Source organism: Nonomuraea sp. PA05, assembly GCF_008086045.1.
Lineage (GTDB): Bacteria > Actinomycetota > Actinomycetes > Streptosporangiales > Streptosporangiaceae > Nonomuraea > Nonomuraea monospora.
This window is the reverse complement of record NZ_VSEY01000049.1, coordinates 33138-54647: the sequence shown is the minus strand read 5'-3', so window position 1 is coordinate 54647 and position 21510 is coordinate 33138. Positions and strand designations below refer to the sequence as shown.

Genomic DNA, 21510 nt, shown 5'->3' with positions numbered 1-21510 from the left:
CCCGATCCGAGGGCTTCCGCGACCCGGCGCGGGGAACAGGTCCGGCATGGAGGTGCTGAGCAGTCGCGTGCTGTTGCGTCCCCGCGACCCCGCGCGCAGCCGCCGTTTCTACGCGGAGACCCTCGGCCTGGCCGTCTACCGCGAGTTCGGCCCGCCCGAGCACCCTGGCGTGGTCTTCTTCCTGGGGCAGGGGTTCCTGGAGCTGTCCGGGTCCTCGCAGGAGGCGGCCACGACCGGGATGCGGCTCTGGCTGCAGGTGCGCGACGCGGCGCAGGAGGAGAAGCGGCTGCGCGAGGCGGGCGTCACCGTGCTGCGCGAGGCCCGCCAGGAGCCGTGGGGGCTGATCGAGGCGTGGATCGCCGACCCCGACGGCCACCACATCGCGCTGGTCCAGGTCCCGGACGACCACCCGCTGCGCCGCGACCCCCGCTGACCGGAGCCCGCAGACCGCATCCTCGCCGTGGACGCCGACCCGCTCGCCGGCTGCCTGCACCGCAAGCTGGAGGCGGACGGCGGCCCGCGCCTGCCGCACACCGTGCGCGGGCCGGGGTTCATGCTGCGGGAGCCCTGGCGACCGCCGCCCGGCCGGGGGTCACGGCTCGCCGAGCGCGTCGCGCAGGAGCAGCACGGCGATGTCGTCCGTGCGCCGCTCGATCGTGGCCGGTTCGATGAGCGTCTCCGCCAGGTCGTGCAGGGGCTGGCCGGGCGCGGGCGCGAAGCGGGCGGCCAGGGCGGCGATGGCGTCGCCGAGGTCGAGGCCCGGCTCCTCGATGAGGCCGTCGGTGTAGAGGGCGAGCACCACGCCGGGCCCCATGGGCAGGTCGGTGGTGGCGTACTCGGCGTCCGGGTCGATGCCGAGCAGCAGGCCGGGTGAGGCGTTCACGACCTGGGCCGGGGCGCCGGGCCTGCCCAGCACGGGCGGCAGGTGACCGGCGCTGGCCAGGCACGCGGTGTGGCGGCGCAGGTCGAAGCTGACGTACAGGCAGCTCGTGAAGCGGTCGGGCGCCAGCTCGACGAGCAGCCGGTTGGTGTGCGCGAGCACGTCGCCGGCGCTGCCGCCGGTCGCGGCGTGCGCGCGGATGGCGGTGCGGACCTGGCCCATGAGCGCGGCGGCGGTCACGTCGTGGCCCTGGACGTCGCCGATGACGGCCGCGGCCCTGGTGTCGCCGAGGCGGATCAGGTCGTAGAAGTCGCCGCCGATGTCCATGCCGGGGGTGGCGGGCACGTATCTGGCGGCCACGTCCAGGCCGGGCACGTGCGGGAGCTTGTGCGGCAGCAGGCTCGACTGCAGGCACTGGGCGAGCTGGTGCTTGACGTCGTAGAGCCGGGCGCGTTCGAAGGCCTGGGCGATCAGTCCGGTGAGCGCGGTGAGCGTGGCCCGCTCGTCGGTGCTGAACCGGTGCGGCCGGTCGTAGGCGAGGATGCAGGTGCCGATGGGCTGCCCCGAGGTGACCAGCGGCAGGAACGCCCAGGCGGACATGTCGTCGGAGCGGACGGCGTCCGGGTAGGTGGCGCGCAGCTGGTCCCAGGTCGAGAAGAACGCCGGCTGGGCCGCGTCGAACGGCTGGTCGGCGGGCGCGACCGGGATGACGGGGCGGCCGTCGAACTCGTCGATGGCCTGACGGCTGTAGCCGCGCGAGGCGGCCACCCGCAGCCGCCCGCCCTTGGCGGTGAGTATCGCCAGCGCCTGCACGTCGTAGACGGGCATGACGTGGTCGGCGACCAGGTCGAGCACCTCCTGGGCGGTGACCGCCCTGGCGAGCGCGGTGGCCAGGTGCAGGATCTCGTGCACCGCGATGACCCGCAGCGTCCGGTCGCCGCCGGTGACGGGGTCGGGCGCGGGGCCGCGCGACACGGCGCCGGGCGTGATGCGCAGGGTGATGCCGGTCAGTCCTGGATAGAGCCAGAACGACAGCCGCCTCCCGGCCGGGTTGCGGCCGACGAACTGGGTGATCTGCCGGCCGATGACGGCGGCGCGGTAGCGGTCCTCGTACGACGGGTCGGCCAGCCACGGCAGCACCTCCCACAGGCGCTTGCCGAGCAGCGCGGACGGCGCCACCCCGAGCAGGTCGGCGGCCGGGGCGCTGACCAGCGTGGCGCGGCCTTCGACGTCGAGCACGCAGTAGCCCTCCGGCAGCCGGTTGAGGCACTCCAGGGCGACGAAGTCGGCCTGCGGGTCGCTCGGGCGCACGGGCCGCGGGCCGAGCAGCCGCGGCCGGCTCCCGGCTCTGATCGGCCGCCCGCGCCGGTCCGCTTCGCGCAGCAGCTCGCCGATCGCGGCGCACGTCCTGTCGATGAGGCCGCGCCGGCGGTCGTCGAGCTCGGGGGTGCGGCCGGCGGGCCACAGCAGCATGAACCCGCCGCGCACCTCGCCGTCGGACCAGATCGGTGACAGGGCGGCGGCGAACGGGTACGGCAGCGCGAGCGCCGCCGCGGGGAAGTCGCGGGCCAGGTGCTCGCGCCCGCTGATCCAGATGAGCCGCCGCTCGCGGACCGCCACGGCGAGCGGCACCGGGTCCTTGGTCCTGATCCTGGCCCACGCGCGGGCGATCGGCGCGGGCAGGCCGACCTCGGCGGCCATCTGCAGGACCTGGCCGCTGTCGTCCAGGAGGTAGGCGGCGCCGATGTGCGCGCCCGTGCCGGAGACGGTTTCGATCAGCAGCTCGTCGAAACCCCCCATATGGGCAGATTACACGCATATGTGTAGGTATTTGGTTACGTTCCGCCAATATCGCGATCAGGCCCCCGGCGCGGGCAGGCCCAGCGCGCGGCCGAGGAACTGGTGCATATGAGCGCGGAAACGCCGTAGCTGGCGCTGGTCGTCGGCGCCGCGCCGGTGCGCGCTGCCGTCCAGCACCCCGCTGAGCACGAAGCCGTGGATGCACCAGATCATCGTGTACGTGGTGTGCAGCGGATCCGCGCCGGCCGGTTCCGTCAGCGTGCTGACGCCCTCCACGATGTACTGCGTCAGCGGCTGGGCGTTCTCGGCCTCAAGGTCGACGATGTCGCTGGCGTCGGACAGCCAGCGGTGCATCCACAGCGCGGGTATCTCCGGATGGGCCACGCACAGGTCGATGTAGCCGTCGACGAAGGCGTGCAGGGCCGGCGCGTGCCGCTCCGCCGGGGCCGTCATCAGCGCGTCCACGTGCGGCGTGACGGCCTCCGCGAGCAGGTTGCGGGCCTGCTCCATGACCGCCAGGTACAGCTCGCGCTTGCTGGCGAAATGGGCGCCGAGCTCCTCCTGGCTCACCCCGGCCGCCTCGGCGACCTGCGCGGCGGAGGAGCTGTCGTAGCCGAGCGCGGCGAACAGCCTGGTGGCGGTCCGCAGTATCAGCTCCCGCCCGCCGCCGTCTGCAGAGTCCATGGTGGCGACCCTAGGCGTGATGGGCCGCGACACCTATGACTTGATCGACAAGTGCCGGTAAAAACCGCGACCCGGCCGACATGGGCTGATGAAACGTTCGCTATCGTGCCGAAAGTTTCGAACTCTTCAGGGGAGCCGCTCTCATGCCCGCATCCAGCCTTCCGACCGGCCGCTGGGTCATCACGTGGACGGCGATGCCGCAGCTCACCGAGCCGGACAACATGCCGCCGCCGCCGTACGCCAAGGAGGGCCTGACCCTGGCGGACACGACCCTGCGGCAGACGCTGCGCGTCTCACTGGGCGGCGGGCGACTGCGGCTGCGCCTGTCCAACGCGTTCGGCGGCGCGCCCCTCCCGATCACCCGCGTGGCCGTGGCGCTGCCGAGCGGCGGGGCGGCGGGCGTGAGCGGCATCCGGCCGGAGACCTCCCGGCCCGTGACGTTCTCCGGCCGCCCTCACGCCACCGTCCCCGCCGGGGCGCACGTCGTCTCCGACCCACTGGACCTCGACCTGGCCCCCGGCACGGTGCTGGCCGTCACCGTGCACCTCGCCGACGGCCTGGCCTCCTCCGCCCTCACCTCGCACCCCGGCTCCAGAACCACCTCCCACCTGGCCACCGGCGACCACGTGCACGCCGCCGACCTGCCCGCCGCCACCCCGGTCGACCACTGGTACCTCCTCAGCGGCGTCGAGGTCAGGGCCGGGGCGGACGCGGCGGCGGTCGTCCTGCTGGGCGACTCGCTGACCGACGGCCGGGGCTCCACCACCAACGGCAACGACCGCTGGCCCGACCGGCTCTTCGACCGGCTGCCGCCCGGCGTCGCCGTCGCCAACCAGGGCGCGGGCGGCAACCGGGTGCTCAACGACGGTCTCGGCCCGAGCGCCCTGGCCCGGCTGGACCGGGACGTGCTGGCCCAGAGCGCCGCCCGCTGGCTCGTCGTCTTCGAGGGCGTCAACGACCTCGGCACCGCCCCGGCCACCCGCGACGCCCAGCGGCAGGTGGTGGAGGAGCTGATCGCCGCCTACGAGCAGATCGCCGTCCGCGCCCGCGCCCGCGACCTGCTCGTGTACGGGGCCACGCTGACGCCGTTCGGCGGGAGCGACCCCTACGACGATCCCGAGGGGCATCGGGAGGAGGCGCGGCAGGCGGTCAACGCGTGGATCCGCGAGGCGGGGGCGTACGACGCGGTGATCGACTTCGACCTCGCGGTCCGTGACCCGGCCGCGCCCCGGCGGCTGGCGGCGGCCTACGACGAGGGCGACCACCTGCACCTGAGCCCGGCCGGTTACCGCGCGCTGGCCGAGGCCGTCCCGCTCACGCTGTTCCAGTAGGTGAAGATCCACCAGGACGCCGGTGCGGTGAGGCGGCGGGAACGCGCGCGGGCCCGGCCTCAGGGGCGAGGCGGCGGGGACGCGTGTGGCCCCGCCGCCTCGCGGGCGGGTCAGCGGCCAGGTGGGTACGTGTGACGGCCGCGGGGCCGGGCCGAGCGGGCCAGCCGGAACGCCGCCTCGGCGTTCACCAGCCCCGCCCCCGTCGGCCCGTCGTAGCCGTCGCCGGCCACCTGCCCCATCGCGCTCTTGCCCTCGGACACGTCACGCGCCGACGCCTTCAATATGGACTTGACCTGGTCGGGCGACAGCCCAGGCTGAGCCTGCATGAGCAGCGCGCACACCCCGGCCACCTGCGGGGACGCCGCGCTGGTGCCGCTGATGACGCTCCACCCGTCGTCGGGCGCCGTGCCGTCCTTGGCCGGGTAGCCGGGCCCCGCCAGGCTGGAGTCGATCTCGTCGCCCGGCTCGACGGGCAGCATGATGTACAGCGCCCGGGGCGCCTTGCCGACCAGGCCGCACACGTCGGGCACGTGCCGGCCGGCGTAGATGAGACTGTCGAAGCTGCTGGCGTAGTCGGAGGCCTCCAGTCGGAAGTCGCCGTTGACCTGCGTCTCGTCCACGAACACCCCGCCGACGGAGATCACGTCGGGCATCATGCCGGGGAAGGCGACGTGCCCGTTGCCCGCGGAGAAGCAGACGGTGATGCCGCGTTCGCGCACCGCCTCGATGACCGCCAGCTCCAGCGGGCGCAGGAAGTTCGGCAGCGTGTCCAGGCCGGGCAGATGGTAGCCCCAGCTGTTGGTCATGACGGCGGGCGACAGGTCGGCGGCCGCCTTGAACGCGAGCGTGGCGTTGGCGCCCATCTTCACCCCGACGAAGTCGACGTCGCGGGCGCTGGCGAAGATGTTGGCCGCCTCGGCGGTGCCGTGCCCGTGCTCGTCGTGCTGCACGCGGGTCGCGTCGGGGGCGAGGGTGGCGTTGTAGTTGTAGCCGTGGTGGTCGTAGAAGGGGTGCCGGTAGAAGCCGGTGTCCGGCATCGCGACGAGCACGCCCCTGCCGGTGACGCCGCGGTCGTGCACGGGGTGCGAGCGCAGCAGGAGCGCGATGTCGTCGGGCACCCGCAGGTGGTGGTAGCTGACGCGCGGCGGGATGGGGGAGGCGAAGAAGCGCGGCGGCGGCTGCGGGTAGGCGCGCTCGATGAACGGCTCCAGGTCCTGCGGCATCGTGAACGGCTCGCTGCTGACGTGCGCCAGGTAGGGCACCTGGGCGCCCGCGGTGGCGGTCACGTCCGGCGGGCGGCCCTCCAGCTCGGCCTGGCGGACCTCGACGTGCGTGTGGAACGTGCTCTCCCACAGCGATCGCGGGCCCTCCCCGCTGATGGAGAAGGTCCCGATGTGGCGGACGGTGAAGCCCTTGGCCTGCAGCGCGTTCGCGGTGCGTACGGCGAGCCCCGGCGCCGGCTTGAGCTCGTCCAGGTCGGCACTCTGCGAGGCGGAGGATTCGGCGAACATCGAGGCCCCGGTGTCCGGCCGCAAGGCCGCCTCGAAGTAGACGGTGTCCTCCCGGCGCTCGGTCATCGTGGTCATGTCGCTCCTTTGCGAGATGAGACCGGAGGTGGACGTCAAAGGGCGTGGAGATCCGGCGGCTCCGCGAAGTGCACGCCGACCACGAGGTCACCCAGTTCCCCCGGAACCTCCACCTGGGGCAGGCCGAACGCCCGCTCCCAGACCTCCCTGGGCGCGTTCACGCTGATCGTCGTCCCGATGTGGAGCACCTTGAAACCGAGGCGCGTCAGGGCGGTGGCCACCTGGCGTTGCCGGCCGGGCACCGCTTCCACCTCGGCCGAGAGAATGTCACCCTCAGCGGCCATGACTCCAGGGTTCACCCCTTTTCCGCGCCCGCGACACCGGGAGCGACCCAGGGATATCCCCTGCGTTCCATCCGGCGGCCCTGGGGCACTAATCGGTGTCAAGGGGGTGGATCGATGCGGATCGAGGACTACGCGCTGATCGGCGACATGCAGACCGCCGCCCTCGTGGGCAGGAACGGCTCCATCGACTGGCTGTGCCTGCCCCGCTTCGACTCGGCGGCCTGCTTCGCCGCGCTGCTCGACGAGCCGCGCGCCGGGCGCTGGCTGCTCGCCCCGGCCGACGACCGCGCCACGGCCACGCGCCGCTACCGGGACGACACGCTCGTCCTGGAGACCACCTGGGAGGCGGACGGCGGGTGCGTGCGGGTGCTCGACTTCATGCCGCCGCGCGTCGAGGCGCCCGACGTCGTGCGCATCGTCGAGGGCGTGCGCGGCCGGGTCGACATGCGCACGGAGCTGGCGCTGCGCTTCGACTACGGCAGCATCGTCCCCTGGACCCGCCAGGACGGCGGCGAGCTGGCGGCGGTCGCCGGCCCCGACTCGGCCTGGCTCGACGCGCCCGTGCCGCTCGACGAGCACGAGGGCACCGGCACGGCCCGCTTCACCGTCGCGCGGGGCGACCGGCTGCCGTTCGTGCTGACCTGGCAGCAGTCCTGGCTGCCGCGCCCCGCCAGGGTGGACGCGTTCACCGCGCTGGACGACACCGAGCGCACCTGGACCGGCTGGCTGCGCGACTGCGCGTACCAGGGCGGCAGGTACCGCGAGGCCGTGCGGCGCAGCCTGCTCACCCTCAAGGCGCTCACCTACGCGCCCACCGGCGGCCTGGTCGCCGCGCCCACCACGTCGCTGCCCGAGCAGATCGGCGGCGGCCGCAACTGGGACTACCGCTACAGCTGGCTGCGCGACGCCTCCTTCACGCTGCGCGCCATGCTGAAGGCCGGTTACGAGGACGAGGCCAGGGCCTGGCGCGACTGGCTGCTGCGCGCCGTCGCGGGCGACCCGGCCGACCTGCAGATCATGTACACGCTCGACGGCACCCGCCGCATCCCCGAATGGCGGGCCGACTGGTTGTGCGGCTACGAGGGCTCCCGCCCGGTGCGCATCGGCAACGCCGCGTACGCGCAGGTGCAGCTCGACGTCTACGGCGAGGTGCTCGACTGCCTCTACCAGGGCAGGAAGGCCGGCCTGCGGCACGACGACGCGGCCTGGGACCTGCAGCGCTCGCTCATGGACTACCTGGAGGGGCACTGGCGCGACCCCGACCACAGCCTGTGGGAGATCCGCGGCCCCCGCCGCGACTTCACCCACTCCAAGATCCTCGCCTGGGTGGCCGCCGACCGGATGGTGCGCACCGTCGAGTCGGGCGACCACGGCGGCCCGGCCGACCGGTGGAAGGCGCTGCGCGAGGAGATCCACCGTGAGGTGTGCGAGCGCGGCTACGACCCTGACCACAACACCTTCACCCAGTTCTACGGCTCGCGCGGGGTGGACGCAGCGCTGCTGCTCATCCCCAGGCTGGGCTTCCTGCCGCCGTCCGACCCGCGGGTGGCCGGCACCGTCGAGGCCGTGCGGCGCGAGCTCGGCAGGGACGGCCTGGTGCTGCGGCACCGCCACGACCTCGACAATCTCGACGAGCTCACCGGCGGCGAGGGCACGTTCCTGGCCTGCTCGTTCTGGCTGGCCGACGCGCTGGCCCTGCTCGGCAGGGAGGAGGAGGCGCGCGAGCTGTTCGAGCGGCTGCTGGGCCTGCGCAACGACGTCGGGCTGCTGGCGGAGGAGTACGACACCGCCGCCCGCCGCCAGGTCGGCAACTTCCCGCAGGCCTACAGCCACCTGGCCGTGGTCAACACCGCCGCCGCCCTGGAGGCCGGTCAAGCGGTCCCGAACACCGAACGGTAACGATTACCTGTGAAAGTCGTCCCCCGATATGCCCGCCTTAGCCCATGCATGGAACGCTACGAGCGGCATGCACAGAGTAGGGATCGGGTGAGAACCGGGTGGCAACGACTAGCGGGGGATCGTTCTGGCGCAGACTCGGCCTGGTGACGGGGGTCACCGCCATGGCCGTGATCGTGGCCGGATGCGGCGCGATGGGCGGCACCGAGCAGGGGCCGCCGGCGCCGCAGGAGAGCAGCGCCGCGCCGCGGACGCAGGAGGCGAGTCCGGCGGCGGCGCCGCCGAAGGTGGACGAGGGCTGGCCCCGCTGGGGCCTCACCCACACGGGCGTCAGCGCCAACAACATCACCAGGGAGTTCGAGCAGGTCGTGGCAGGCCGCCTCGCCCGGACGCCGATGTTGCAGAACCAGCACATCATGGGCTTCGGCGCGCTCAACCCCGAGCCCTACCCGGGGCAGTACTACTGGGAGGACCTCGACAGCCGGATGAACCTCATGCGGCAGTCCAAGGCCACGCCCGTCATCACGCTCTGCTGCGCACCGGACTGGATGAAGGGCGGCCCCGAGGGCCCCACCGAGGACGCGGCCTGGGGCGAGCACCTGGAGGACGCCCCCTACCCCGAGCACTTCGACGACTTCGCCAAGCTGGCGGCGGCGGTGGCCACCCGCTACAAGGACGTCAAGTACTTCATGGTGTGGAACGAGTTCAAGGGCTTCTGGAAGGACCACGCCAAGCCCGCCGACTACAAGGGCTACACCGCGATGTACAACAAGGTCTACGACGCGGTGAAGGCGGCGCGGCCGGACGCCCAGATCGGCGGCCCGTACATCGGCTTCGACAGCAACGCGGGCGGCGACACCGAACTGCGCGGCGACTGGGGGGTCGTCAACCAGAACGTGCTCGACGCCTTCAACTACTGGTACGAGAACAAGAAGGGCGCCGACTTCATCGTCGTGGACGGCGCCTCCGTCACCGACGCGCACGAGCTGCTGCCGGACGAGTTCAGCGCGGTGAACAAGTTCGCCGACGTCACCAAGTGGCTGCGGGAGAAGACCGGCGACATGCCGATCTGGTGGTCGGAGTGGTACTACGAGCCCGAGGACGGCAGCACCAACTGGGCGGAGCCCAAGCGCCTGGCCGTGCAGGCCGCCTCCATGATCTCGTTCGTGTCCAGCGGGGCCGCCACCGCGCTCTACTGGAACCCGCAGGCCAAGGAGGGCGCGTGCCGTGGCTGCCTGTGGGACCCCGAGGACGGCGCCGAGACGAAGACAGGGCAGCTCCTGACGAACTTCGTCAAGTGGTTCCCCGCCGGGGTGCAGGTGGACGAGGTGACCTCGTCCGAGTCGTCGGTCAAGGTGCTGGCGCAGCCGGAGCAGCTCCTGCTGGTCAACACCAGTGACGAGGACGTGACCACGACGGTGGACGGCAAGGAGTACACGCTCAAGGGGTACGAGATCAAGTGGAGCGCCCGCTGACCGCCCCCGCGGGACCGGGTGCGTTCAGCGAGCGCTTCGCACGGTGAGGGTCACACGTACCCGGTCGAGCCGTCCGGCCTGATCGGCAGCACGCGCTCCCACCGCACGTAGTCGTCGGTGCCCAGCACCGACTCGTCGATCTCCACCCCCCAGCCGGGACGGTCGGGCCGCAGCTCCAGGTACCCGTCCACCGGCAGGTAAGGGTCGGGGCACCAGGTGGTCTCGCACGGCTTGTACTCCACCAGCTTGAGCCCGTGGTGCGCGGCGGCGAAGTGCACGTTCACCGCCGTCGCCAGCGGGCCCATCGGGTTGTGCGGGGCCACGCTCGCGTAGTGGGTCTCCGCGATCGTGGCGATCCTGCGCATCTGCGCCAGCCCGCCGACCACGCACACGTCCGGCTGGACGATGTCGGCGCCGCCCGCCGCCAGCAGGGCCAGGAAGTCCTGCGGCAGGAACAGCGACTCGCCCGTGGCCAGCGGCACGTCGAGCTGCCCGCGCAGGTGCCCCCAGGCGGGGATGTACTCGGGCCTGATCGGCTCCTCGAACCACAGCGGGTCGTACGGGGCCAGCGCGTTGCCGAGCTGGATCGCCTGGCGCGGCTCGAAGATGCGGGCGTGCGCCTCGAAGGCGAACTCCCACTCCGATGGATGGATCGAGCGGATCTCGGCGAAGTAGTCAGCCGCCTCCTTGACCACGTTGCCCCAGCGGCCCGTGTACAGGTCGCGGCGGTAGGGGCTGAGCTTGAAGGCGGTGAAGCCGTACCGTTCGTGCAGTTCGTGGGTGAGGTCGCGGCAGACGGCCGGATCGGGCGCGGTGTAGACGCCGCAGTAGACGGGCACGCGGTCGCGGACGTTGCCGCCGAGCAGCATGTAGACCGGCAGCCCCGCCGCCTTGCCCGAGATGTCCCACAAGGCCTGGTCGATGGCCGCGATGGCGGCCAGCCCGATCGCGCCGGGCGGGAAGCGCGCCTCCTGCAGCAGCCGCCGCACGACGTACTCCACCCGCCGCGGGTCCACGCCCTCGATCTGCTGGAACATGTACTCCAGGACCGGGATCAGCGCGTGGTCGGGGCCGTGGTTGTAGGCCTCGCCCCAGCCGGACACCCCCTCGTCGGTCTCCACCTTCACCAGCAGGCGCGGGCGGACGTCCACCCGCTGCATGTACGTCCGCAGTGCGGTGATCTTCACTTGGCCTCCTCCTGCCAGGTGGCCAGGATCGCGGCCACCTCCTCCCGTACGGCGGCCGGCAGCGCCCGGCTCGGCGGGCGCACGTCGCGGCGGCACAGCCCGAGCTGCGCCAGGGCCTCCTTGACCACCGCCACGTTGTCCGCCGAGGAGTCGGCGCCGCGCAGCTCCTCGAACCTCCTGATCAGCTCCCACACCCGCATCGCGCCGGCCTGGTCGCCGGCCCGCAGCGCGTCGCGCATGCGCAGCGTCAGCCCGGGCGCCGCGGTGACCAGCCCGGAGGTGAAGCCGCGGGCGCCGACCGCCCAGTACGCCGGCGTGTACGGCTCCGCCAGCCCGCACAGCCAGGCGAACCGCTCAAGCCCGGCATCCCGCGCCACCGACGCGAACCTCACCGGATCGGGCACCGCGTACTTGACGCCGACCACGTTCGGGCAGGCCTCGCCCAGCCGCGCCACCTCCTCACCGGTGATCCGCGGGCTGCGCAGGTACGGCACGACCCCCAGGTCCGGCACGGCCTCGGCGATCTGCCGGTGGTAGTCCACCCACCCCTCGGCCGCGATGTACGGGTGCACCGGCTGGTGCACCATCACCATGCGGGCGCCGAGGTCGCGCGCCTGCCTGGCGGACTCGGCCGCCGAGAACGCGTCCAGCCCCACCCCGGCCAGCACGGCCGCGTCGTCGCCGGCCGCCGACACGGTGGACTCCAGCACCTGGCGGCGCTCGTCCGGGGTCAGCGCGTAGAACTCGCCGGTGTTGCCGTTGGGCGTGATCACTCGCACGCCCGCGTCGATCAGCCTGCGCACCAGCTTGGCGTTCGCGTCGAGGTCGACGGCGCCGCCGGCGTCGAAGGGCGTCACGGTGACGGCCGCGACGTCGTTCAGCAGTTCGGTCAGGTCACGCATCGATCAACCTCTGCTCTCTGCGGGCAAGTTCTCGTTCAGCGGCCGGACCTTCACCACGAAGCCGTAGATCAGCGTCCCCAGGATGGCCATCGCCCCGGCGAACAACATGGGGCCCGTGTAGGAGTCGCCGCTCATCGTCAGGAAGAACCCGATGAGGATCGGGCTGATGATGTTGCCGATCTGCGAGCCGAAGTTCTGGAAGCCCGCGACCGACCCGACCACCGACGGGGCGGGGGCCACCTCGGCGGGCAGGCTGAGGATGGCGGCGCCGGCGAAGGAGTGGGCGCAGTTGCTGATCGACAGCAGCACCATCACGGCCACGTTCCCGTCCACGAACGTGGTCAGCGCGATCGTGGAGGCCAGCAGCATGCCGGTGATGATGGGCAGCTTGCGGGCGCGGGAGATGGGCACGCCACGGCGTACCAGCCAGTCGGAGAACGCGCCGCCCGCGATGGTCGCGCCCACGGCGAGCAGGGACGGGATCGAGCCGAACACGCCCAGCTCCAGGATCGTGAAGCCGCGGTCCTCGACCAGGTAGCTCGGGTACCAGGTGAGGAAGAACGCGCCGGTCGCCGAGCGGCAGATGTAGCCGAGCACCAGGCCCCAGACGGTGGGGTAGCGCAGCAGCTCCACCCAGCGCACGCGCGGCCCGGTCTCGGGCACGGCGGCGTCGCCGCCCTCGATGTAGTCGAGCTCGGCCTGCGAGATGCGGGGATGGTCCTGCGGCGAGCGGTAGATCTTCCACCAGCCGATCACCCACACCATGCCGACCACGCCGATCACCACGAACGCCGCGCGCCACCCGAAGGCCGCGATCAGCGCGGTGACGACCGGCACGGACAGGGCCACGCCGACCTGCTGCCCGGTGTCGAACAGGCTGGAGGCCAGCGCCCGCTCCCTGCGCGGGAACCAGGCGGAGACCACCTTGATGTTGGCCGGCTGCACCGGCGCCTCGCCGATGCCGAGGCCGAGCCGGGTCACCAGCAGCGTGCCGACGCCGTGGGCCAGGGCCGTCGCGGCCGTCCACAGCGACCACCACACGACGGCGATCGGATAGATGAGGCGGGGGCCGAAGCGGTCGAGCAGCCAGCCGGAGGGGAGCTGGAAGATCGCGTACGTCCAGAAGAACGAGCTGAGCAGGATCCCCTTCGTGGTCTGGTCGAAGCCCAGTTCGTCCTGCATGTAGGTGCTGGCGACGCTGAGGGCGGAGCGGTCGAGGTAGGCGATGGTCAGGCCGAGGCCCGACAACGTGATGATCGTCCAGCGGAGTCGGGACCGTGCGCGTCGCGCTGTCGCGGGCACGGCCGGGGCGGGTGTTGCGGAGTTAGACTGCATTCGAGCTCCAGGCTGCAGGTCAGTGCAGTGGCCACGGCGGACCGCCGGCTCGCGAGCCCGCCGGTCGCCGCGCCAACGGCGTCCGGGCGGGGATCCGTCCGGTCCGGGTGTCCGAGTGAACGGAGCCGTCTTTGCCGGTGTGGTCCGTGTCCGCGGGCCACACCGGACGGCCGGGTTTCGGGTCTCCTGTCGGTGAGGTTTCTTCAAGTCCTAATTCACGCGACTGTAACCCAAAGAGCGGTCATATACGAGATGCGATGTACGATATCTTTCATCTCATGAGTGAGGTCATGGCGTCCCCGGTCTTCTCCGGGCAGCCCAGGTCGCTGTCCTCGCGCGGCACGGTCGTCCTGGAGGCGATCAAGCACGCGATCCTGACCGGCGCGCTCCCGCCCGGCCGCCAGCTCGTCGAGACCGAGCTCGCCCAGCAGCTCGGCGTCTCCAAGACCCCCGTGCGCGAGGCGCTCAAGACGCTCGCGGGCGCGGGGCTGGTGACGATGAGCGAGTACAAGGGCGCCACCGTCCGCACCGTGGACGACGCGCTGATGGAGTGGGTCTACGACCTGCGCCTGCTGCTGGAGCCCGAGGCGGTCAGCCGCACCGTCGAGCGCGGCGCCGACCTGGCCCCGGCCGCCGAGGCGCTGCGCCGCGCCGACACCGCCGCCGACTCCGCCTCGGACCGGGCCGACCGCAGCCTGGCCAACCGCGACTTCCACCGCGCCCTGTACGCCGGCTGCGGCAACCCGCTGCTCGTCAGCACCCTCGACTCGCTGCGCGACCAGACCGCGCTCATCTCGGCGGCGGCCTGGGAACGCGTCCCCACCTGGGAGGCCGAGGCCGAAGAGCACCGCGAGATCCTGCGGGCCGCCCAGGCGGGCTCCGCCGCCGAGGCCGCGGAGTTGCTGCGGGCGCACGTGTGCGGGTTCGTCGAACGCGTCAGGCGCAGCGGCGGCCTGTGATCCGCGTCTCAGCCTGACCTTTGACCGGAGCCGGGCCCGTGCGCGTCCCTACGATGATCAACGATCATCGGAAGGGAGCACGTTGTCAGGGCAGGAACGCGTCCGGGCCGTCCTGGAGAGCCGTCACGCGCAGCGGGCGGTCATCCTGGTCATCGTCGTCAACGCGATCACCATCGGCTGCGAGACCAGCGTCTACCTGATGGCGCGGGCCGGCGGCCTGCTGCACGCCATCGACCGGGTCGCGCTGGCCGTCTTCACGGTGGAGCTGGCCGCCCGCCTCTACGCCTACCGCAAGGCGTTCTTCAAGGACCCGTGGAACTGGTTCGACACCATCATCGTCGCCGTCGCGCTCGTCCCGTCGTCCGGCCCCACGTCCGTGCTGCGCGCCCTGCGCATCCTGCGGGCGCTGCGGCTGGTCTCGGCCGTGCCCAGCATGCGCCGCGTGGTCGGCGCGCTGCTCGCCGCGGTGCCCGGCATGGCCTCCATCATCGGCCTGCTGGTGCTGATGATCTACATCGCGGCCGTCATCGCCACCAAGCTCTTCGGCGACATCGTGCCGGAACGCTTCGACGAGCTGCCCCGCTCACTGTTCACGCTGTTCCAGATCATGACCGGCGACGACTGGGGCAACGTCGCCCAGGAGGTCATGGAGCAGAAGCCGTGGGCGTGGATCTTCTTCATCGTCTACATCCTCATGTCCACGTTCGTGGCGCTGAACTTGTTCATCGCGGTCGTCGTCAACGCCATGAACGAGGAGGGCGAGACCCCCTCCGAGCTCGCCGCGGTCAAGGAGGAACTGGCCGCCGTGAACGCCAAGCTGGACCAGCTCCTGATGCGTGAGCGCCAGGAGGAACTCCGCCCCGCGGCCGATCGTTGACGCGGGCGTCACACGTTCCGATCTTCGGCCGACAGGGAGAACAACAGCCGTGGTCTTCAAGAGGATGCTGGGTGCGCTCGGGGTGGGCGCGCCGACGGTGGACACCGTGCTGTCCGCACCGCGTACCCGGCCGGGCGGCACGCTGGAGGGAGAGGTGCGGCTCAAGGGCGGCGACTTCGACGCCGAGATCGAGCACATCACCCTCGGCCTGGTCGCGCGGGTGGAGATCGAGCACGGGGGCGGCGAGAGCGCCGGGCTCAGCGAGTTCGGCAGCGTCCGCGTCTCCGGCCCCTTCACCCTGCGCAAGGGCGAGGACCGCACCGTCGTCTTCCAGATCTCCGTCCCGTGGGAGACCCCGATCAGCGAGATCGCCGGGCAGCCGCTGCGGGGCATGGCCGTCGGCGTACGCACCGAACTGGCCATCGCCAAGGCCGTCGACAAGGGCGACCTCGACATGGTGGCCGTCGAGCCGCTGCCCTCCCAGCTCCGCATCCTGGAGTCGTTCCTGCAGCTCGGCTTCGCCTTCAAGTCCGCCGACCTGGAGGCAGGACACCTGTACGGGGTGCGGCAGGAGCTGCCCTTCTACCAGGAGATCGAGTTCTACCCGACCGGGCACCACGCGGGCCGCGTGGGCGAGATCGAGGTCACCTTCGTCGCCGACCCGGCCGGGCTGCAGGTGGTGCTGGAGGCCGACAAGCGCACCGGCCGGTACTCCTCCGGCGACGCCATCGGCCGCTTCCACGTCAGCCATGAGGACGCGCTGCGTACGGACTGGGCGGGGGAGCTGGGGCGGTGGCTCGACAGCCTGTCCCAGTACGGCGGGCACGCGCCCTTCGGCGGCGGCCACCACGACGGCCATCACGGGCACCACGGCGGGCACCACGGCGGGCACCACGGCGGGGCCGGCATGGGCATGGTGGTCGCCGCCGGGGCCGCCGGTGTGGTCGGCGGGCTCGTGGCCGGTGAGGTCGTCGAGGAGGTCGTGGAGGAGTTCTTCGAGGGGGATGACGAGGGCGGCGACTGGTGACGCGCCGCTGACCCGGCTTCCCGGCCACTGACCTGGCTTCAGGGCCGCGAGCCAGCTTCCGGCCACGGCCCCGATCTCCAGGTCACGGGCCCGGCTTCCCGGCCACGGGACCGTCCGTGGCCGGGAAGCCGGGTTTCACTCCGGCAGGACCGGGATCGTCGTGAAGTCGTCGATCGTCCCGTCCGGCCAGGTGATCTTCCCGCCGTCGATCGCGGGCGGCTCCCCGCCGTCGCCCAGCAGCAGCGCGGCGGCGTACCAGCGCCCGGGTCTCACCTCCCCGGGCGTCGCGCACCACGGAACCAGCGTGCGCTCACCCAGCGGCGTTCCCGCCACCTCCACACCGGACGCGCTCAACCCGGCCTCGCCGATCACCCGCGTGCCGGACGCGCTCAGCCCGGGCCCCCCGATCACCCGCGTGGCGGGGCCGCCCTCGGGCGCGGGCCAGCCGCCCACCCGCAGCCCCCGCGCCCGCCCGTCCACCCGGGCCAGCCGCACCTCCCAGGCCCCCCGCACGAGCGACACGACCTCCACCTCCGGCCCGTGCCGCATCTCCGCGCCCGCCCTGGAATAGCCGTGATCAGGTCCGGGCCCCTGCTCCCCCCAGTGCGCCCGCCAGCGCGACGACCCCACCACCGTGCCCGACGGCAGCGCGTCCAGGGCCCCCGCAGTGAAACCGGTCCTGTGGCTGGCCCGCCCCTCCTCGTCCAGCACCACCACCGACTGGTCCAGCGGATCACCCGCGAGCAGCGGGAACGTGGCCGTCGAGTACCCCAGCCGCGCGTACAGCGGCGCGTCGGCCAGGTCCGAGCCAGGATACGAATGGTCGGTGCCGTGGTTGACGACGCGCACCACTCCGTCCGCCCGCGTGCCGCTCACCAGCCACCCGGGAGCCCGCACGACCCGCGTGAAGTCGCCCCGCTCCACCGGCAGCGGCTCCTCCACGGCCGTCCACACCGGATGGTCGGCAGGCAACGCCAGCCCGTACAGGCCCTTGGCGGCCCAGTACGGCGAGCCGGGGCCGGAGTAGTCCTGCGCGATCGCCCGGTAGGGGCCGTGCCAGCCCAGCGTGAGCAGCCCGTCCTCGCCGGGCGCGCCGTGCCCGGCGAAGTGCCGCACGATGCCGGACGCGGCCCTGCGCAGCAGCCCCGGCGAGCCGACCCCGGCCCTGGCGCCCACCCAGAACGGCGTGGCGGCGGCGAAGCGGTAGGCGAGGCTGCGGCCCTGGATCAGCGGCGAGCCGTCGGCGCCGACCAGGTGCACGGCGTCGTCGAGGAACCGTTCGAGCCGTGCCAGGTGGCGGGGGTCGGGCGGCAGGCCCGCCATCTCGCGCCACAGCGGCGGGTAGAAGTGCAGCGCCCAGCCGGCGTAGTGGTCGTAGGCGCGTTCCGAGCCGTCGGCGTACCAGCCGTCCGCGCGTTCGAAGCTCTCCGACAGCGCCAGGCCGGCGTCGATGTCCTCCTGCTCGTACGGGCCGCCGACCGAGGCCAGGAACTGCTCCACGACGATCTGGAACCACACCCAGTTGATCGGCGGGTAGCCGGACCCGACCGCCGGCGCCAGGTAGTCCACCACCTGCTCGCGCACCGTCGACGACAGCCGGTCCCACAGCCACGGCCTCGTCAGGTGCAGGACCAGCGCGAGGGAGGCGGCCTCCACCTTGGCCTGGCCGTGCTCGTCCAGCCGGACCCAGCGGTCGGGGTGGTGCGGGTCGGTGCCGGCCGCGATGCCCAGCGCGTACCACTCCATCAGGTTCAGCGGGTCGCGCCCGCCCTCGCCCGCGACCCGGAACCCGGCCGCGAGGAACGTCCGCGCGAAACCCTCCAGGGCGTCCACGTCGGGGCCGTAGCCGCCGGGCTCGCCGGGGAAGCTGATGCGGGCGTGGGAGGGGGAGGCGTGGCGGCGGGCCGACAGCAGCAGGCGGTCGGCCAGCCCGGCCCAGTGCTCCCTGGTCCAGCCCGTGTAGGGGGAGATCACTCAGCCAAGGAACCACGCCGGGGCCGTCTCCCACAAGCGGCGCCGGGGCGGACACATTCGTCCACCTCGCGGGTGAGCACTACCTGACCATCGGGTGCTCGCCCGCCCGCGACCTGCCCGAGCATGCTGGGCCCCATAGCCCGGAACGGGGGCGGAGTCATGGACGCACTGACGGCCGCGGGTCTGGGGGCCGTCGGGGGAGCGGTCATCGAGATTCTGTACGTGTGGAGCTCGCTGACGGCTTGGCAGCAGGCTCGCAGGAAGGCCAGGTCGAAACGGAAGGGCGGCAAGCTGCCGCGGCTGGACGAGTACCTCGATCCGGTCGCGGACTCGCTCGTGGCCGCGACCCGGCTGGCGCTGGGGGCGGCGGCGTGCCTGCTGTTCAAGGACCAGATCACCGGCACGATGGCGGCCATCGCGGTCGGGGCCTCCGCGCCCGCGCTGCTGCGCCAGGTCGGGACCCTGCGCTCGTTGCGTCAGATCCCTGACGCTCCGGCGGAGCAGGCCCGGGAGGTCGCGCCGTGAGCGGTGCCCGGGCGCGGGAGGTGACGCCGTGAGCGGTGCCCGGGCGCGGGAGGTGACGCCGTGAGCGGTGCCCGGCGCGGGGAGCGCACGCTGGCGCGACGGTACTGGGACGCGCTCATCGACAGCAGGCCGTACGAGCTGGGCGACCTGCGGGTGCGCCGCGACCTCAGCCTGTGGCAGCGCTACTGGATCGCCCTCCTCGGCCTGCCACCCCCCACGCCGGAGCCGCTTCCCGCCGCCGAGCCCGCGCGGGCACGGTGGACGCTGTCGCTCGGCCGGGTGCTGCTCCCCGTGGCCATGACCGCAACGCTGGTGGCCGCGAGCGTGCTCACGTTCCGGCTGTTCACGATCCGGGAGCCCAATCCCGCAGGTCCTGCGGCGGCCAGCCCCGTGACGCCGCCGACCGCGACCTCCCCGGCGGACGGCACGGCGACGCCCGCGAGCTCCCTTGCCTACGACGACGTCGCGTCCTTCCCCGTCCCGGCCGCCGGCAACGCCATGGACCTGTGGAAACTCACCCCCGACGGCCCCGCCCCCGCCGAGGCGGGCGACGCGGACCTGGTCCTGGCCCGCGACGGCGTCTACGTCGACCAGAACCGCACCCTGGTCGTCACCTCCCGCGAGCAGTGCCGCAGCAGCCCGCCCGTGGAGGGCGTCACCGCCGGGGAGAGGCGGGCCAGGCCGCACCAGCGCCTGTGCATCCTGACCCACGCCTCCGACCTCGCGTACGTCATCTTCGCCGACCCCGCCGCGGGCAGGGTGAACGCCGCGATCACGCTCTGGGCGGCCGGTCAGAAGGTGACCAGCGGATCCCCCAGGAAGTCGGCGATGAAGTTGACGAAGAAGAACCCGAAGAACAGGAAGTTCAGCACCAGGATCACGTAGTGCCAGGGCCGCGGGCGAGCCGGGCGCGGCAGCTTGCTGTTCAGGTACATGAGCAGGAACGGGTAGATCAGCGCCCCTAGGTTCGACATGTTCGCCGACCATTCGACCAGCCCCACGGGCAGCGACTGGAAGATCACGATCGAGATGATGACGAGCAGCAGGAGCATGAACGGGTAGTAGAAGCGGCGCGGGTCGCCCTCGATGAGCCGGCGCAGGCGCGGGCTGGTGGCGTTGGCGGCGTCGGTCGTCACCCGGACCATGGCCTCGAAGATGCCGAGCTGGGTGGAGAACAGGATCAGCACCCCGACCACGAGCGCGACGTAGAAGGCCACCTGGCCGTACTGGTCGCCGAGGACGCTGGCGACGAACGTGGGCACGTTCGCCCGCGTGGGCTTCTCGCCCGACAAGGCGACCGCCTGCGACATGAGGAGCGTGGGCAGCAGCATGCCGAGGATGGCGCCGACGAAGAACACACCCCACATGTCCACCATGAGCAGCCGGTACCAGCGCCGCCACAGGCCGCGGTTGCGCTCGTCGTCGGGGAAGGTGACGCCGCTGGCCAGGATCGCGCGCCGCTCGCCGCGCAGCCCGGAGATGAAGCCGACGCGGTGCCCCATGCCGTAACCCTTGTCGCGGTAGTGGCCCATCACGTACCAGTTCAGGCCGGAGGCGAGGGCGGTGAACCCGGCCAGGCCGCCGAGCTGGGTGGCGGTGATTCCGGCGGGCGGCGCGGCCGGGGTGATGAAGCCGCGGATGCCCTCCCACCACATGCTGAACGGGACGACGAGCAGGTCCACGGCCAGCAGGGCGACCAGGATCGTGCTGACCATGACCCAGTTGGCCAGCTCCAGCGCGCGGCTGATGCGGCGGGCGGCGGCGGTGATGAGGAACACCAGCACGAGCAGGCCGATGGCCCAGAAACGCGGCTCGGCGTCGTCGGCGGCCGGCGGGACGCCGTGCACCAGCGCGTACACGCCCTGCCCCGCCGAGGCGGCCCAGCCGCCCGCGATGAACGCGAAGATGACGATGAGGACGGACAGCGGCACCCACAACATCCAGCCGGGCGGCACCCGCCCCCAGCCGACCACGGGGGTCTCGCCGGTGGCCAGGACGTAGCGGGAGCACTCGACGTTGTAGAACGTCTGCAGCAGCGCCGAGACCAGGATGACCCAGCCGACGCCGACGAATCCGTACTGCCCCACGTTGAGGGGGCCCAGCAGCCACTCGCCGCTGCCGATCGAGATGCCCAGGGCGATCAGGCTCGGACCGACGGCGTACTTGAACAGTTCCTTGAAGCCGATTCTTCGAACCTTGAAGACTTCTTCCGGGGTGGGCAGGTCGGTGACTTCGAGATCGGGACGGCTGACTCCGAGTGGGTGCGACATGTCAGTGCCTCCTGTGGCCCCCAGGGTGATCCCGAAGGGCGGAGGCAGCAAGACCCAAAAGCGGGTTGTGTCAGGCGTACTGGAGATCGGCCTTGACGATGCGCCCGTTCCCGACGGTGAAGTCGTAGTGCGCCCGCCAGCCGCCGGATCCGCCGGGAGCCCAGTGAACGAGCAGCTTCTGCCCGTCTGCCCTGCGACCGGCGATCGACAGCACCCGCAACGTCCCGCCGATCACCTCGGTGTCCGCCCACCGCCTGATCGCGTCGTGCCCCTTGATGCTCCGGCTGACGTCGACGATCTCGGCGCCCGGGGCGAAGGAGGCGACCAGGGCGTCCAGGTCGCCGGCGTTGACCGCGTCCACGTACGCCTGCGCCGCCCGATCCACCCCCGCGATGGGCCCCGCGGTGCCCGGGACCGAGACCGTGGGGGAGGGCGGGGCCGCGGCCGGGCTGCCGCAGCTCACGACCAGGAAAAGAAGGAGCGTCACGCCGAGGAGGATTCGCATGTCCCGATCTTGC

19 protein-coding genes are annotated in these 21510 nt (G+C 72.3%); 9 read left to right on the top strand and 10 right to left on the bottom strand.

The window, feature by feature from the left end:
- Positions 1-46: 46 nt before the first annotated feature.
- Entirely contained in the window at positions 47-433 is a 387-nt protein-coding gene (locus FXF51_RS50325) for a VOC family protein (protein WP_148441953.1), read from the top strand.
- A 159-nt stretch (positions 434-592) separates the two neighbouring features.
- Here the strand turns inward: FXF51_RS50325 and FXF51_RS50315 are convergent, their stop codons facing one another.
- Both FXF51_RS50315 and FXF51_RS50310 read right to left on the bottom strand, forming a co-directional pair.
- Positions 593-2680 carry a SpoIIE family protein phosphatase gene (locus FXF51_RS50315; protein WP_148441952.1) on the bottom strand — a complete coding sequence of 696 codons (2088 nt, stop codon included), beginning with the start codon at positions 2678-2680 and terminating at the stop codon, positions 593-595.
- A gap of 57 nt (positions 2681-2737) precedes the next feature.
- Positions 2738-3364 carry a TetR/AcrR family transcriptional regulator gene (locus tag FXF51_RS50310; RefSeq protein WP_148441951.1) on the bottom strand — a complete coding sequence of 209 codons (627 nt, stop codon included), beginning with the start codon at positions 3362-3364 and terminating at the stop codon, positions 2738-2740.
- Between the two features lie 143 nt (positions 3365-3507).
- Here FXF51_RS50310 and FXF51_RS50305 point away from each other — a divergent pair, with 143 nt between their 5' ends.
- Positions 3508-4695 (top strand): SGNH/GDSL hydrolase family protein, encoded by a 1188-nt coding sequence (locus FXF51_RS50305; protein ID WP_148441950.1) that lies wholly within the window; start codon positions 3508-3510, stop codon positions 4693-4695.
- Positions 4696-4805: 110 nt separating this feature from the next.
- Here FXF51_RS50305 and FXF51_RS50300 read toward each other — a convergent pair whose 3' ends face one another.
- Both FXF51_RS50300 and FXF51_RS50295 read right to left on the bottom strand, forming a co-directional pair.
- Positions 4806-6281 (bottom strand): S8 family serine peptidase, encoded by a 1476-nt coding sequence (locus FXF51_RS50300; protein WP_148441949.1) that lies wholly within the window; start codon positions 6279-6281, stop codon positions 4806-4808.
- Between the two features lie 35 nt (positions 6282-6316).
- Complete coding sequence (locus FXF51_RS50295) at positions 6317-6565, bottom strand: hypothetical protein (RefSeq protein ID WP_148441948.1); 249 nt, start codon at positions 6563-6565, stop codon at positions 6317-6319.
- A gap of 69 nt (positions 6566-6634) precedes the next feature.
- Here FXF51_RS50295 and FXF51_RS50290 point away from each other — a divergent pair, with 69 nt between their 5' ends.
- Entirely contained in the window at positions 6635-8464 is a 1830-nt protein-coding gene (locus FXF51_RS50290) for a glycoside hydrolase family 15 protein (protein WP_262380417.1), read from the top strand.
- 143 nt (positions 8465-8607) lie between these two features.
- Positions 8608-9936 carry a GH39 family glycosyl hydrolase gene (locus FXF51_RS50285; protein ID WP_148441946.1) on the top strand — a complete coding sequence of 443 codons (1329 nt, stop codon included), beginning with the start codon at positions 8608-8610 and terminating at the stop codon, positions 9934-9936.
- 50 nt (positions 9937-9986) lie between these two features.
- On the opposite strand, the gene FXF51_RS50280 is transcribed toward FXF51_RS50285, so the two are convergent.
- Genes FXF51_RS50280 through FXF51_RS50270 form a run of 3 tightly spaced genes read right to left on the bottom strand, consistent with a single transcriptional unit; the run spans position 9987 to position 13273 of the window.
- A complete protein-coding gene (locus FXF51_RS50280) occupies positions 9987-11123 on the bottom strand; it encodes a mandelate racemase/muconate lactonizing enzyme family protein (protein ID WP_148441945.1) in 1137 nt (378 codons plus the stop codon).
- Entirely contained in the window at positions 11120-12025 is a 906-nt protein-coding gene (locus tag FXF51_RS50275; protein ID WP_148441944.1) for a dihydrodipicolinate synthase family protein, read from the bottom strand. Before FXF51_RS50275 ends, FXF51_RS50280 begins: the two co-directional genes overlap by 4 nt.
- A 3-nt stretch (positions 12026-12028) precedes the next feature.
- Positions 12029-13273 carry an MFS transporter gene (locus FXF51_RS50270; protein WP_187415013.1) on the bottom strand — a complete coding sequence of 415 codons (1245 nt, stop codon included), beginning with the start codon at positions 13271-13273 and terminating at the stop codon, positions 12029-12031.
- A 365-nt stretch (positions 13274-13638) separates the two neighbouring features.
- Here FXF51_RS50270 and FXF51_RS50265 point away from each other — a divergent pair, with 365 nt between their 5' ends.
- From FXF51_RS50265 to FXF51_RS50255, 3 genes are all read left to right on the top strand, one after another.
- Positions 13639-14319, top strand: a complete 681-nt coding sequence (locus tag FXF51_RS50265; protein ID WP_148441942.1) for a GntR family transcriptional regulator — start codon at positions 13639-13641, stop codon at positions 14317-14319.
- Between the two features lie 82 nt (positions 14320-14401).
- Complete coding sequence (locus tag FXF51_RS50260; RefSeq protein ID WP_148441941.1) at positions 14402-15196, top strand: ion transporter; 795 nt, start codon at positions 14402-14404, stop codon at positions 15194-15196.
- Positions 15197-15245: 49 nt separating this feature from the next.
- Positions 15246-16223 carry a sporulation protein gene (locus FXF51_RS50255; protein ID WP_187415012.1) on the top strand — a complete coding sequence of 326 codons (978 nt, stop codon included), beginning with the start codon at positions 15246-15248 and terminating at the stop codon, positions 16221-16223.
- Between the two features lie 135 nt (positions 16224-16358).
- Here FXF51_RS50255 and FXF51_RS50250 read toward each other — a convergent pair whose 3' ends face one another.
- Positions 16359-18197 (bottom strand): DUF2264 domain-containing protein, encoded by a 1839-nt coding sequence (locus FXF51_RS50250; protein ID WP_148441940.1) that lies wholly within the window; start codon positions 18195-18197, stop codon positions 16359-16361.
- Positions 18198-18356: 159 nt separating this feature from the next.
- Between FXF51_RS50250 and FXF51_RS50245 the strand changes: the two genes are divergently transcribed.
- Together FXF51_RS50245 and FXF51_RS50240 are read left to right on the top strand one after the other, a co-directional pair.
- Positions 18357-18722, top strand: a complete 366-nt coding sequence (locus FXF51_RS50245; RefSeq protein ID WP_148441939.1) for a hypothetical protein — start codon at positions 18357-18359, stop codon at positions 18720-18722.
- Between the two features lie 60 nt (positions 18723-18782).
- Positions 18783-19607: a hypothetical protein gene (locus FXF51_RS50240; protein ID WP_148441938.1), complete on the top strand. Its 825-nt coding sequence runs from the start codon at positions 18783-18785 to the stop codon at positions 19605-19607.
- Here the strand turns inward: FXF51_RS50240 and FXF51_RS50235 are convergent.
- Together FXF51_RS50235 and FXF51_RS50230 are read right to left on the bottom strand one after the other, a co-directional pair.
- Entirely contained in the window at positions 19514-20992 is a 1479-nt protein-coding gene (locus tag FXF51_RS50235) for an Nramp family divalent metal transporter (RefSeq protein ID WP_148441937.1), read from the bottom strand. The two genes, FXF51_RS50240 and FXF51_RS50235, sit on opposite strands and share 94 nt — an antisense overlap.
- Positions 20993-21062: 70 nt before the next feature.
- Complete coding sequence (locus FXF51_RS50230) at positions 21063-21497, bottom strand: nuclear transport factor 2 family protein (RefSeq protein WP_148441936.1); 435 nt, start codon at positions 21495-21497, stop codon at positions 21063-21065.
- Positions 21498-21510: the final 13 nt, after the last annotated feature.

What these genes read in the sequence shown, in the direction of transcription:
- FXF51_RS50230 (WP_148441936.1), bottom strand. Translation starts at nt 21,497, where the DNA reads ATGCGAATCCTCCTCGGCGTGACGCTCCTTCTTTTCCTGGTCGTGAGC.
- FXF51_RS50315 (WP_148441952.1), bottom strand. Translation starts at nt 2,680, where the DNA reads ATGGGGGGTTTCGACGAGCTGCTGATCGAAACCGTCTCCGGCACGGGC.
- FXF51_RS50300 (WP_148441949.1), bottom strand. Translation starts at nt 6,281, where the DNA reads ATGACCACGATGACCGAGCGCCGGGAGGACACCGTCTACTTCGAGGCG.
- FXF51_RS50305 (WP_148441950.1), top strand. Translation starts at nt 3,508, where the DNA reads ATGCCCGCATCCAGCCTTCCGACCGGCCGCTGGGTCATCACGTGGACG.
- FXF51_RS50295 (WP_148441948.1), bottom strand. Translation starts at nt 6,565, where the DNA reads ATGGCCGCTGAGGGTGACATTCTCTCGGCCGAGGTGGAAGCGGTGCCC.
- FXF51_RS50235 (WP_148441937.1), bottom strand. Translation starts at nt 20,992, where the DNA reads ATGTCGCACCCACTCGGAGTCAGCCGTCCCGATCTCGAAGTCACCGAC.
- FXF51_RS50275 (WP_148441944.1), bottom strand. Translation starts at nt 12,025, where the DNA reads ATGCGTGACCTGACCGAACTGCTGAACGACGTCGCGGCCGTCACCGTG.
- FXF51_RS50245 (WP_148441939.1), top strand. Translation starts at nt 18,357, where the DNA reads ATGGACGCACTGACGGCCGCGGGTCTGGGGGCCGTCGGGGGAGCGGTC.
- FXF51_RS50325 (WP_148441953.1), top strand. Translation starts at nt 47, where the DNA reads ATGGAGGTGCTGAGCAGTCGCGTGCTGTTGCGTCCCCGCGACCCCGCG.
- FXF51_RS50265 (WP_148441942.1), top strand. Translation starts at nt 13,639, where the DNA reads ATGAGTGAGGTCATGGCGTCCCCGGTCTTCTCCGGGCAGCCCAGGTCG.
- FXF51_RS50310 (WP_148441951.1), bottom strand. Translation starts at nt 3,364, where the DNA reads ATGGACTCTGCAGACGGCGGCGGGCGGGAGCTGATACTGCGGACCGCC.